The organism is Daejeonella sp. JGW-45, assembly GCF_029360805.1.
Taxonomy (GTDB): Bacteria; Bacteroidota; Bacteroidia; order Sphingobacteriales; family Sphingobacteriaceae; genus Daejeonella.
Genome location: NZ_JARKNC010000008.1, coordinates 320903 through 333712 on the forward strand (window position 1 = coordinate 320903; position 12810 = coordinate 333712).

Here is a 12810-nt window from a genome sequence, read left to right on the forward strand (position 1 = left end):
ATATTAATATTAAGGTTCTCTATTTACATGGGTGGAAGCTCAAAGCTCACAACTCACAGCTCATTGCTCATCTCTCATTGCTCATTGCTCATTGCTCATCTCTCAACGCCATCTCACTACAACGATATCCCTCTCTTCCAGGGAATAAAATCATCCTGTCCATGCTTCACCGCAGCTATTTCCGTTTCGCCGCTTGCCACACTGATCACATAATCCAAAATACGTTCCCCTGCTTCGGCTATTGTTTCCTCACCTTCAATAATTGACCCGGTATTAATGTCGATTATATCACGCATTTTATTGAACAAGGCAGTATTAGTTGCGATCTTGACTACCGGAGCTATCGGGTTGCCGGTTGGCGTTCCCAGGCCGGTTGTGAATAACACCAGGTTTGCGCCAGACCCTACTTCCGCAGTGGTAGATTCGACGTCATTGCCCGGGGTACACAGTAAGCTCAAGCCCGGCCTGGATACTTTCTCGGGATAATCCAGCACTTCCACTACAGGAGAAGTACCGCCCTTCTTCGCAGCACCTGCCGATTTAATAGCATCCGTAATAAGACCATCCTTAATATTTCCAGGTGAGGGATTCATATAGAAACCTGATCCGGCATCGTCTGCGAGCTTGCTGTAGCTCCGCATAAGGGTCGAAAAGCGTGCAGCCTGTTCCGTGTCGACACAACGGTCGCTGAGGTTTTGTTCCACCCCGCATAACTCCGGAAATTCTGACAATATAACAGATCCTCCCATGGCTACCAGCAGGTCGGACGTATAACCTATGGCCGGATTCGCCGAAATGCCCGAAAAGCCATCTGAGCCGCCGCATTCAAGTCCGATACAAAGCTTACTCAACGGCGCAGGACGGCGTTCTGAACGGTTAGCCTGGATTAAACCTGCCAGGGTTTGCTTGATCGCCATTGATAGGAGATCAGCTTCAGTTCCAACAGTTTGCTGATCCAGAATATAAAGTGGTTTATCGAAAGACGGGCTCCGCTTTTTGATCTCCGCCTGTAAAGCCGATACCTGTGCATTCTGACAGCCGAGGCTTAGTACCGTTGCCCCTGCAACATTGGGATGAGTGATGTATCCTGCAAGTAAGCCGCACAAGGTTTCGGAATCCTGGCGGATTCCGCCGCAGCCGCCGTCATGAACCAGGAACTTGACACCGTCGATATTGGGGAATACCCTGTCCTGCTTTTCCTCGCCTGTTTCCAGGAAGACGGGGGCATTGAGAAGTGCATCTTCATTGCCGCCCTCCCTGATCATATTAATAAGTTTTACGGCATGGTTATAATATTTCTTCTTACGTCCATACCCCAGTGGAGCAACGAGGGATTCCTGCAAAACCTCAAGATTTCTGTTCTCGCAGAAGACCATCGGGATAACCAACCAATAATTCGCAGTTCCCACACTCCCATCTGAACGATGAAATCCCATAAAGGAGCGACCCTCGAACCTGCTGGTATCCGGTTTGTTCCAGCTAAGTTTGCGGTCGCGCACCTCGAAGTCATTTGCCGCATGCTTAACATTCTCCGTGGTGATAAGGCTTCCTTTCGGAAGGTCAGTTTGCACAATGCCCACGAGGACGCCATACATAATGACTTCACTGCCGGCAGGCAAGGCAAGCGCAGTAAATTTATGTTTTGCTTTAACATCGTCCTGAAGGACTATTGTTTCACCGTTGCTGGTGACAGAATCGTTTCTTTTGAGGTCAGTCAAAGCCACAATTATATTATCATCCGGATGGACCTTCAAGTTATTCTGTTTCATCAAGCTTTCTGATTTTTAGAATTCATTTTTTTCATATTTTCCATCACACCTGTGTCGCTGATAGTGCGAACATGTTCTTTTACCGCGTCGGCAAATCCGGGCAGGGCGGAAAGATCCGCACTCCATAATTGTTCGTTTGAAAGTGCAGAACTGACAACTTCCTCAACCGACCCGGCGTTAGACCAAAGATCGGAGTAATAAGAGGCATGTTCATCATCTATCTTATAGTTTTTCCCCTGCGCTATCCCCTGAAAACTTTTTTCACGCTGTTCTGACCGCATAAATAATAAATACGCAGCAAAGCCAAAAGCAATATGCTGCGGAACCGTGTTAAAGGTTTCATAATAACGTAAAAGTACCGGAACCACACGCATCTTAAGTTTCAGCGTATAGTTAACGCATATACCTATCCACTGATGCCTGATAAAAGGATTGCGGAAGCGGTCAAGGACCTTGTTCGAAAATTGCAACGCATCTTCGGGCTCCACCGGATGGGGAATTGCGCGGGCGAGATCACGGTGAAGCAATTCGGTGATGAATGCAGAAAACTGATCATCAATCATTGCCGAATGCACCGTATCGAAGCCGGCCAGTACCGCAAGGCCGCAGGTTAAAGAGTGCGATCCGTTTAACAAGCGGAGCTTTAGCTCTTTGAACGTCGCAATGTCGGGCGTTATGACTACTCCCGGGTCGGCTCGCCAGAATGACAGGATATCTTTAACCCTTTCGTCTCCCTCTATCGCCCACAATCTGTACACTTCGGCAATAATCAGCAGATCATCCTTATAACCGAGCTGCTCCTCAAGTACCTCTAAAGCTTCAGCATCCGGCTTTCCGGGAACAATTCTGTCGACCAGTGAATTACAAAACGTATTACTATGTTCCAGCCAATGAAAGAAACCCTCTTCCAGGTTATTTTGCTTCGCCAATGTAAAAACTATCTCCCTAAGCACCCTGCCGTTATCAGAAATAAGCTCGGTAGGAACTATTACCAGTCCCCTATCCTTATCACCGTTAAATGCCTTATACCTTTCATGTAATACTGCCAGCAATTTACCGGGAAACGACCCGGGCGGATTGGCGCTTATATCATCATCTGTAAGCTGAATACCTGCCTCCGTAGTATTTGAGATAATGATTTCCAGGTCGCGGGATCGGGCTATAGCAAGTATATCGTTCCATTCCGTGTGCGCATTTATCACCCTGCTTATTGATGAGCAGATGATGTTTTCTTCGGTTTTTTGGCCGCTTTCAATACCCCTTACAGCTACGGTGTACATCGAGTCCTGCCGGTCAAAATCGTCGGTATTGCCTTTACTCGTTGATTTTACAACTACTGCCCGGCCATTAAATATGCCCGACTTATTTGCCTTATCAATAAAATAATCGGGAAGCCCGCGCAGCAACACTCCCGTACCAAATTGAAGTACTTTTTCGGGGAGGTCAGAGGCTTTTGCATGAAAGCGCCTGAGCTCTTCGTTGCCTCTAATACTAATTAAATTTTCCTTGTTCAGTATCATATCTATACAATGTGTTTGAGTCGTAAGATTCGTTGGAAGTTTTTACTTCCCATTCAACCAGCTTAAAAGGCTTGATTGCAAATTCGCCGGCTCCGCAGGTATAACTTGCAGACTTGCTGCATTACTCCTGTATGCGTTCCGGACTACTGTCAAATCCTTCTCTATCTCGGCGGTGTTTGAATTGCTGGCGTTACCATCAGTACTGCCGGCGATCAGCAGCTTCCTGGGCGCGAGGCTCGCTGCCAGGTCAGGAAGATCGTATTGACCGATTGACCCTGGCACGGCGCTAAATAAAAACCTCGGATTATACCGAAAGTTCTTCACCACCGACCGGTAAGAAGAATATGGTTCGATCAGCGCTATCCGGCTGATCGCCGGCTCGAAAGCCGCAGCATGCAGGAGAACAGGCGTAAACTCTTGTTTCGCTAAGCCGGAAACCTCTGTAATACCATCCTGCTTCATCAGTAGCCGGGTCAGTTTAACGGCATCAGAGGCATGTATTCCCACTATGCTCTTCCCAACCAATAATGCGGCGAACCATGAATTATAAGGAACGTTGTTGATGTTCGAATCGCCCCTGAATATACCGGGGCCCATTTCTCCATAGCCTATGAGATCAGGAACAAGAACGGTGACACCATTATTGACCAGAAACTCAATAGGCCCGCCAACTGCCGCGTCAGCTTGATTTCCTTGGGGATTCAGGTAAAGTACGCCCTTGCCGGATGGCTTATCAGGCTTAAACAACAGGTAAGGGATTGGATAATCCTGCTGATCGGCTAAAATGTATTTCTCAACACCATAGCCCTTTCGCGGACTACGGCCAACGAAGAGCGGTGCGGCGGCGGGAGCAGGTTCTTCATAAGCAGAAAGGCTTTTTGCGCGTGGCAGTATCTGAGACCGGTGTGAATTTGTTTTCCTGAGTGCTTCCAAGCTTTTCATACGCATGTTTGCATTCCTCGCATTCAGATCAAATACCGTTGCACTTTTAAGAGAGGTGGAGATCTGACCGTCCCTAGTTACCAGCAGATCGTCTGCATCCAGCATGGGGATCCTAATATCAGTAGAGTCGCCAGGGTTGTTCAGCGTCTCCTGGAAAAATGCGTACATCGCCTCCCGGTTCTTTTTTGTAGAAGCATGCGGCCCGTCGTCGCTTACCATTTTAAAAGATCCGGGGTTGCCGTAAGCCTGGTATATCTGCGAAATTTCCCTGGCACTTTCCTCGACGCCCTTAATCGGAAACATATCCATCGTCGTTGCTATCAGCAAAGCCGGCTTTGGAGCCCGTACTGCCAGCAGGTCGGCCATATCAAGACCTTTCAATATGCTTCCGGGGAAATTTTGTTCAGCATCCTGAGGCCCGATAGTCTGAAAGATCCGGGTCATATTTGTGATATAATTTTCGGGAGCAACCGCCTTGAACCGGGGTTCCATGGCCGCGATGTAAGAGCTCTGAGTGCCACCACCCGAACGGCCGGTGATGCCAATTCGTGCGGTATCTACTTCCGGCCGGGTAACAAGGTAGTCCAGCGCCCGGATACCATCCCATATCATGGTACTTGCAAGTGTATTTCCTGTAATAAAGGCCTGGGCACCGACGTATGAATGCTCGCCGGTTGGTGAACCTAAGTCAGATTTTTTCTTTTCAGGGTTATAGTACTGAAGGCGCTCGCCTTGTCCCAAAGGGTCGAATGCGAAAACTACAAAGCCCTTTTTCACCAGGTTAACCAGAATATTCTGGTAAGACCGGTAGCCAGTTTCGGAGTGCCCGCTGCAGTAGATCACCGCCGGAGCATTGGTGGCGTTTGCGGGAATAAAAAGGGATGAAGTAACATAAAATCCGGGCTGCGATTCAAAAATAATGTTCTCGATCGTATAACCATCTTTCTTCCTTACCCCGGTTATAACGGGATTCAAGGGTGTTTTTTCCGGGAACTTGCCGATCACATCAGCCAGCGTCTGGCGGACCATATTCTGTCGGCTTTTCCATTCGTTCAACGACTTGATAGCTGCTACATTCTGCGCCCGCTTATCGAGCTGCTTATAGGCTGTCTTCGAAAGGTGATGATACAGTGTGTTGGGAGCATCACTAAAGCTCATCAGCCCTTTTATGATGTCCAATTCCTTATTTTGGGCTTTGGCTGCATCCAAAAAGCAAAATAATGAGGTGAGAACGATTGCGGTTACCACCTGGCTGGAGAGCCGGAAGCAAAATAAGTTCAGTAATTTTGATTTCATAATAAGCGAACTGGGATGGTCATTTACCTGAATATCTGATATGGCTCAGACGAAAATCCGTATTTAGCAAGTCTAGGCAGATAAACCCCAGGAAACAAAAATCAGACAATAAATTTATGCAATCGATGCCGGGATTCCGCGCCGGGTCAGGTTACGATACGGCCCCGGTCAATGCCAGGGGCGAAGCAATTCGATTTTGTATATTTATGCGCTGGTGGCTCAAATACTAATTTAAAAATGTTTAAACCCGTAACCATAAAAGATATTGCTAAAGCGCTTGGCCTGTCGCCATCCACGGTTTCGCGGGCTCTCCGGGATGGCTATGAGATAAGTCCGGAAACGAAAAGGATCGTTAAGGAATATGCTGACAAGATCGACTACCGGAGCAATCCCATTGCGTTAAGCTTAAAAGGCAGAAGAAGCTATTCGATCGGAGTTGTGGTGTGCGAGGTAGCAAACAGTTTCTTTTCCCAGGCAATTAACGGCATTGAATCCATTGCCTATAACAAAGGGTACCGGGTTATTATATCGCAGAGCCACGACCTGTATGAACGCGAGGTTATCAACACAAAGCACCTGGCCAACAGCTCCGTAGACGGGCTGCTGATTTCCATGGCTGCAGAGACTACTGATTTCTCACATCTTTCCAGCTTGCACGAAAACGGCTTGCCGATCGTCTTCTTTGACCGGGTAATAGATCAGATACAAACGCATAAAGTAATAGTCAATAATTTTTCGAGCGCTTTTGAAGCTACTGAATTACTTATAAAACGCGGCCACTCCCGTATTGCGCATTTAGCCAGCGCTCCACACCTGTCTATAACCACAGAACGAATGGACGGTTATACAGCGGCCCTGAATAAACATTCCATAGCCTTTAACCCTGAATATGTTCAGTATTGCCCGCATGGCGGCCGCATTTACGGTGAAGTAGAAGATGCCGTAAAAAAACTGCTCAGCCTGCCAGATAGTGCTGATGCAATTTTTGTCTCCAGTGACCGGCTGAGCATAGGGTGCCTTAGAGCTCTCAAAAAATTTCATTTAAACCCTGAGGACATGCCTGTAGCCGGTTTTTCAAATTCTGACGTAGTTGAGCTTCTTAAACCAACACTTTCTTATGTAAGACAACCGGCTTTCGAAATGGGAAGAATTGCGACAGAGTTACTTATCGGTCTGATCGAAGCCAAATATCCTGTCACAGAATTTGAAACAAAAGTACTGGACACCGAGCTGTTCCTTAACGACGGACCGCTGGCGACAGGTTCAAAGTCTGTCTGATACCGTCTAAAGGCTCTTATTTTCATAAATTTCTTTCTATCTTGATCGCATTATTTATGTGTTAAATAAGGATTATGATGCAAAATTTCAGGCTCATTCCCGACGAGGCCTTTGGCATAAAAGCGATTGTCCGTATCCGGGATATTGATGCCATAGTCCATAACTTCAGGCTATTTAAAGCCAAAGCCGATCAGACAAATACTATTTGTGCCGCCGTACTTAAAGGTGATGTATATGGCTTGCAGATCAAAGACGTAGCACCTGCCCTGTATGAAGAAGGCGCCCGTTATTTTTTCATAGAGGAACTGGGTGAGGGAGTTGAACTTCGGGGTATCCTTCCTTATGATGATATCCATATTTATGCTTTGGGCGGGCTGCTCCACGATGAAGAGCGATATTTTAAAGAGTATCGGCTTAAGCCATGCCTGAATTCGCTTGAGCAGATAAAGCGCTGGAATGCCTACTGCAAAGATCACGGAAGAGGTTCGGCTATCATTCATCTTGACACGCACATGAACCGGCTGGGCTTGTTGGATGACGAGGTTCAGATCCTGAGCGAGAATTATAAAGAGCTCACTTCTGATATTAACATAGAATTCTTCATCAGTCATTTTTACGACATTAAAGGCTCAGATCCGTCCAATTGCTACCGTCAACTGGAAGTACTCGACGGTTACCGTGCTAAATTACCTGACGTGCCGGTTTCATTTGCCTGTACAGACAGTGTTATCCTCCTGGATAATAAAGTCTTTAATTTTGACATGATCCGGCCGGGAATAGGGCTGGTAGGCGGAGCTCCGAATGCCGCAAGCCCCATTTCTCCCGACGCCAGGCATACGATGGAAGTCTATGCAAAAATATCCCAGGTAAAGACTGTTAAAAAAGGGCAAACCATTGGCTACGGAGGGGCGTATAGTACAAAAAAGGACACCCGCCTGGCGCTGGTACATATTGGATACAAACACGGATATCTACGGCTGTTAAGCGAAATTGACACCAATCCTAAGGGAGTTTACATGTTTATCGCCGGATATAAGATCCCTGTTATCGGGAAGATCTCATCGGGCGCTACAACAGTAGACGTAACGGATGTACCGGAAAAAATACTGGAACAATATCATTATGCCGAAGTGATCGGTCCGAACGTGGATATTAAAATACTTGCCGATATCAGCGGCTGTTATGATATCCTGGGTGCGCTTGGCGGGATAAATTCACGCATCGCAGATTATACACTTGAAGATTTCAATACCAGATTTCATAACACGGGTTTCTAACATCAGCTCCATGAACTTCGACATTAACGGAATAAGATCACAATTCCCTGCATTAAACCGGGAAGTAAACGGTTTTCCAGCGATATTCTTTGACAGTCCAGGCGGAACTCAAACACCTCAGCGGGTTATCGACAAGATGGTTGATTACATGATCCACCATAATGCAAACAGCGGCGGTGTTTTCGCAACTACAGTAGAGACTGATGAGCTGATCTTTAATGCACGTAAAGCTTTCGCTGATTTCTTCGGCTGCGATTGGAAGGAGGTGTCTTTCGGAGAAAATTCGACGGCGATAAACTTCAGACTTTCACAAGCGATCGCCAGAGACCTTAAGCCAGGTGATGAGATCTTAATTACCGACATAGACCATGATGCCAACCGGAGCCCCTGGGAGATACTCGCTGAACGGGGAATAGTGATCAAAAGCGTGAAGGTTGATACAGAGACGTTGACATTGGATATGGACGACCTGGCAAATAAGCTTCCTTCCAAAACCAAAGTCGTTGCATTCAATTACGGCTCAAACGCGGTTGGCACGATCAGCGATGCCAGGAAGATCATCAAACTTGCTAAAACAGTAGACGCAATAACAGTTGTTGATGCTGTTCATTATGCTTTGCATGGGGTACTGGATGTGAGGGGTCTCGATGTTGATTTCGTTTTCTGTTCTGCTTATAAGTTCTTCGGTCCGCACATCGGGGTTCTGTACAGCAAAACTCAAAGAATGGATCAGCTTAAAACTTTGAAGGTAAGCGCGCAGAAGGATCATGCACCTGATAAGTTCGAAACAGGCACCTTAAGTCATGAGGCAATTGCAGGTGCAGCAGAGGCAATTGCGTTTATCGCGGAGATAGGAAGCAAACATCCTCAATATTTGAATGAAAGCCATTCTAAGAACAGCCAAAGGAGAAATAATATTATCTGCGGCATGATGGCACTTGAAGACTATGAGATACCGTTGGCTAATTATTTCAAGGATGAGTTAAGAAAGATCAAAGGTTTAAAACTCTATTGTCCGCCCAAACAACAGCTCTGCACGTCGACGATATCATTCAGGCTGGAAGGTATCCATCCCCTGGATGTTGCGAAACGTTTAGCTGAAAAGGGAATCTTCGTGTGGGCCGGCGGCTTCTACGCCGTAGGGTTAATGAAGGCGCTCGGATTAAGCGATAATGGCGGAATGGTAAGAATAGGGCTTGCACCGTATAATACAAAAGAGGAAATAGAAAGAACCTTGCAGGAAATACGATCAATTGCCGGGGCGTTGTAAACGAAAAAATTTACTTTTATCTGCAACTATATTGCTCCCGAATTGTTAAACCAGCAAAATAGCCTTGCCTTTACACCAAAAAAGTTTGATTTTTACCAATAGATTAAACTTATTAACCTAAAAAACTAAATACAAGATCATGGTCAAAACATTTCTAACCTTAGCTGCAGCCAGTACTTTGTTCGTGGCCTGCAGTACTACTGCTTCGCGCAGCAATGGTGCAGATTCCAGTGGAAGCGCTGCGGAGGATACTTCTGCTGTATCGGTAGAAACAAAAGCGGCTAATACGAGTTACAAACCCGCCTTCGCCGGGCAAACCCGGATCGGGGCGGTAAAAACCGGCACCGCCTTTGAAAGCAAAGTCCTTACGTCAGATCTTAAAAGTCCCTGGGGAATTGTACAACTCCCTGACGGTAAGTTCCTTATAACAGAAAAAGGCGGCACAATGAAAATCGTGAACCAATCGGGAGTCGTCGGCGCAGCGCTCAGCGGTGTTCCTGCTGTTGATCCTAAAGGTCAGGGCGGCTTGCTCGGCATTACTATTGACCCGGCCTTTGAGCAGAACCGCATGGTTTATTGGGCGTTCTCAGAGCCTGTATCAGGTGGGAACCATACCAGCCTGGCAAAGGGCAAGCTGTCGGCTGACGAGAAAAGCATTGAGAATGCTACTGTGATCTACAGAGCCACCCCTGCTTATAACGGAAGTTTACACTATGGCGGCCGCGTAATTTTCGACAGGCAAGGGAATTTGTTACTGAGCACCGGTGAACGTTCGGATATGGTAACAAGACCGCAGTCGCAGGATACAAACTCAGGCTTGGGAAAAATAATCCGCATTACCACAGACGGAAAGCCAGCCGCCGGCAATCCGTTCCTGACAAATGGCCAGGGACGGCCTGAAATATACTCCTATGGCCATAGGAATGTTCAGAGTCTTTCTATTCACCCGGTTACGGGCGACATCTGGGAAGCCGAGTTTGGACCGCGGGGAGGTGATGAAATTAACCTGGTGCAAGCGGGTAAGAATTACGGCTGGCCAACAATAACCTACGGTATAGAATATAGCGGTAAAACTATAGGTGATGGCATTCAGCAAAAAGAAGGTATGGAACAACCTGTGTATTACTGGGATCCTGTTATTTCTCCAAGCGGCATGACTTTTTATAGTGGAAAGGGTATTTCAGAATGGAAGAACAATCTGTTTATAGGAGGCTTGAGTGGCATGCACATTGCCAGGCTTGTCATTGAAAACAATAAGGTTACCGGCGAGGAAAGATTGCTTTCGGGTGAGAACCAACGGTTCCGGGCGGTAATCGAAGGTAACGACGGCGCTCTTTACGCCGTAACTGACCAGGGAAGACTGTACTGGATCGGAAAAAAATAACAAAGTCGTATACCCTTTTCAATAAACAGGAGCGGCACTGATCAGTGCCGCTCCTGTTTATTGAATAATGTTGAGTCGGCTATTACTAAGGGCAGCTGCACTGCCGATTGGTTGTGAAGACAGAAGACATTATCCGTTTTGAATGCTTAACTTACATTAGCTTTTTATATAATTGTAACATGCAAAAAATATATATGGGGGATACTGGGCTGAAGGTTTCCCCCGCAGTGTACGGATTCTACAGGTGGCATAAAGTCAAAGATGCGAAGGCTACTTTGGAGAAGATCGTCGACCTTTGCCTTGATCTGGGAATCAATACATTTGATCACGCAGATAGCTACGGAAACTACCAGTGTGAGGAATTATTCGGTGAGCTTTTGGCTGGCAAAAACTTCAAACGCGAAGAGGTAGTGATCTTTACTAAGTGCGGCTTAAGGTTGCCGAACCCACAGGATCCTGAAATCACGACCAGACATTATAATACTTCTGCAGCGCACATCACCAAAAGTGTTGAAGCATCTCTCAGAAAATTAAGAACCGATTATATAGATATATTTTTGCTGGATAAAGTCGATCCAATCTCCAACCTGGAAGAAACTGCACTGACACTTGAGAAACTCGCCGACTCCGGAAAGATCCGGAATATTGGAATAGCAAATTTCTCCGTCTTTCAGCATCAATTGTTAAGCTCCTATTTAAGAAAGCCTATTGTTACTAATCACATAGAGTTCAATTTATTGAACACCCAGGCCTTGGATAACGGGCAACTTGATTATATAAAGCAAAAGTACATGCAGGCACTTGCTTCAGCTCCCCTGGCTGAGGGACAGATTGCTAATGGAAGCGGAATTCAGGCTACCCAGGTCAGGGAGAAACTGGAAGAACTCAGCGCTAAGTACAACGCTGACATAGAAGCCCTTGCCGTAGCCTGGCTGGTTAAACTTGGTACTATACCGTTAATCGGCACAACCGACGAACAGAGGATCAGGAATATTGCAAATAGCTTTTCTATAGATCTTGATCACCAGGACTGGTACGAGTTGTATAATATATCAACTGAATTCCAGAGTGTAAAATCTTGACAACAGGATATTGTGCGAGGGCAGGGCAACCGGTCTCAGGATAAAGCTTCCGGCGGTGGACTTCCCGTTGTTCGGAACTTATCCTCGGGAAGCGGTATAAATTCCATGTTATCTGTTGGTGGCAGCAATATCCTTCCGGCGGCCCAGTCTGCCTTAGCTTGTTCGATACGCTCCTTCCGGGACGACACAAAGTTCCACCAGATATGTCTTGGCCCAAGTTGTTCGCCGCCAAGCATCATTATTACTGAGTCTTCTCTGGCGATGATCAGCGGATCGACCCCTTTGGTGAAAACCAGCATCTGACCCGAAGGATAAACCACTCCCGACATTTCGACGCTTCCTTTCACAATATAGAAGCCGCGCTCCTCATGTTCAGGCGGAAGCCCGAAGCGCGCGCCCTTGTCGAGAACGATATGCATGTAAAATAAGGGCGAATGGGTTTTAACACTGTTCTTCAATCCGTAAGCGTTACCTGCGATCAGCCGCATCCAGACGCCGGTATCTGTGTAAACAGGAAGCTGATCCGGTTTATAGTTATCAAACGCCGGCTCGGCCTCCTCGTCTTTTTCAGGCAAAGCTACCCATGTCTGTATCATTTCCAGTCCGCCGGTTAAAACCGAAGGGTCTTCAAACCGTTCTGAATGAGCGATACCCTTACCCGCGGTCATCCAGTTCACCTCACCCGGCAGGATGATCTGCTCAACACCCAAACTATCGCGGTGTGTAACCTGTCCGCCGAACAAGTAGCTCACTGTCGAAAGGCCAATGTGAGGATGGGGAAGTACATCCATATCAGAGGCCATGGACGGCTGTATACCAACAGGGCCCGCATGGTCCATAAATATAAATGGCCCCACCATGCGGTGCAGCCTGAAAGGAAGGATACGCTTTACATCCATACCCGGTGCGATTGAAGCTTTGCGCGCTTCTATAACGATATCAAGCATAACAGAACGATGTAGCGTAATTTAATCATAATTATTCTTCCCTCC

9 protein-coding genes are annotated in these 12810 nt (G+C 46.8%); 5 read left to right on the forward strand and 4 right to left on the reverse strand.

The genetic code is table 11. The features are described from left to right. Nucleotides 1-116: 116 nt before the first annotated feature. Genes P2W76_RS10940 through P2W76_RS10950 form a run of 3 tightly spaced genes read right to left on the reverse strand, consistent with a single transcriptional unit; the run spans nucleotide 117 to nucleotide 5527 of the window. Complete coding sequence (locus P2W76_RS10940) at nucleotides 117-1769, reverse strand: altronate dehydratase family protein (protein WP_276347870.1); 1653 nt, start codon at nucleotides 1767-1769, stop codon at nucleotides 117-119. Next, a complete protein-coding gene (locus P2W76_RS10945) occupies nucleotides 1769-3289 on the reverse strand; it encodes a tagaturonate reductase (RefSeq protein ID WP_276347871.1) in 1521 nt (506 codons plus the stop codon). Before P2W76_RS10945 ends, P2W76_RS10940 begins: the two co-directional genes overlap by 1 nt. Before the next feature lie 42 nt (nucleotides 3290-3331). Further along, the gene (locus P2W76_RS10950) at nucleotides 3332-5527 is read right to left on the reverse strand and encodes an acetylxylan esterase (RefSeq protein ID WP_276347872.1); all 2196 of its coding nucleotides are present in this window, start codon (nucleotides 5525-5527) and stop codon (nucleotides 3332-3334) included. A gap of 237 nt (nucleotides 5528-5764) precedes the next feature. Here P2W76_RS10950 and P2W76_RS10955 point away from each other — a divergent pair, with 237 nt between their 5' ends. The 5 genes from P2W76_RS10955 (at nucleotide 5765) to P2W76_RS10975 (ending at nucleotide 11818) form a co-directional block, all read left to right on the forward strand. After that, nucleotides 5765-6805: a LacI family DNA-binding transcriptional regulator gene (locus tag P2W76_RS10955; RefSeq protein WP_276347873.1), complete on the forward strand. Its 1041-nt coding sequence runs from the start codon at nucleotides 5765-5767 to the stop codon at nucleotides 6803-6805. A 74-nt stretch (nucleotides 6806-6879) separates the two neighbouring features. Next, on the forward strand, nucleotides 6880-8082 hold the full coding sequence (locus tag P2W76_RS10960) for an alanine racemase (protein WP_276347874.1): 1203 nt from the start codon (nucleotides 6880-6882) through the stop codon (nucleotides 8080-8082). 10 nt (nucleotides 8083-8092) lie between these two features. Then, nucleotides 8093-9352: a cysteine desulfurase-like protein gene (locus P2W76_RS10965; RefSeq protein WP_276347875.1), complete on the forward strand. Its 1260-nt coding sequence runs from the start codon at nucleotides 8093-8095 to the stop codon at nucleotides 9350-9352. A gap of 139 nt (nucleotides 9353-9491) precedes the next feature. Beyond that, nucleotides 9492-10736: a PQQ-dependent sugar dehydrogenase gene (locus P2W76_RS10970; RefSeq protein WP_276347876.1), complete on the forward strand. Its 1245-nt coding sequence runs from the start codon at nucleotides 9492-9494 to the stop codon at nucleotides 10734-10736. A gap of 179 nt (nucleotides 10737-10915) precedes the next feature. After that, nucleotides 10916-11818 (forward strand): aldo/keto reductase, encoded by a 903-nt coding sequence (locus P2W76_RS10975; protein WP_276347877.1) that lies wholly within the window; start codon nucleotides 10916-10918, stop codon nucleotides 11816-11818. A 35-nt stretch (nucleotides 11819-11853) separates the two neighbouring features. Here P2W76_RS10975 and P2W76_RS10980 read toward each other — a convergent pair whose 3' ends face one another. Next, entirely contained in the window at nucleotides 11854-12765 is a 912-nt protein-coding gene (locus P2W76_RS10980; protein ID WP_276347878.1) for a pirin family protein, read from the reverse strand. Nucleotides 12766-12810 lie beyond the last annotated feature (45 nt).

Excerpts from the sequence above, each read along its gene's own strand:
- P2W76_RS10940 (WP_276347870.1), bottom strand. The coding sequence starts at position 1,769 with ATGAAACAGAATAACTTGAAGGTCCATCCGGATGATAATATAATTGTG.
- P2W76_RS10945 (WP_276347871.1), bottom strand. The coding sequence starts at position 3,289 with ATGATACTGAACAAGGAAAATTTAATTAGTATTAGAGGCAACGAAGAG.
- P2W76_RS10950 (WP_276347872.1), bottom strand. The coding sequence starts at position 5,527 with ATGAAATCAAAATTACTGAACTTATTTTGCTTCCGGCTCTCCAGCCAG.
- P2W76_RS10955 (WP_276347873.1), top strand. The coding sequence starts at position 5,765 with ATGTTTAAACCCGTAACCATAAAAGATATTGCTAAAGCGCTTGGCCTG.
- P2W76_RS10960 (WP_276347874.1), top strand. The coding sequence starts at position 6,880 with ATGATGCAAAATTTCAGGCTCATTCCCGACGAGGCCTTTGGCATAAAA.
- P2W76_RS10965 (WP_276347875.1), top strand. The coding sequence starts at position 8,093 with ATGAACTTCGACATTAACGGAATAAGATCACAATTCCCTGCATTAAAC.
- P2W76_RS10970 (WP_276347876.1), top strand. The coding sequence starts at position 9,492 with ATGGTCAAAACATTTCTAACCTTAGCTGCAGCCAGTACTTTGTTCGTG.
- P2W76_RS10975 (WP_276347877.1), top strand. The coding sequence starts at position 10,916 with ATGCAAAAAATATATATGGGGGATACTGGGCTGAAGGTTTCCCCCGCA.
- P2W76_RS10980 (WP_276347878.1), bottom strand. The coding sequence starts at position 12,765 with ATGCTTGATATCGTTATAGAAGCGCGCAAAGCTTCAATCGCACCGGGT.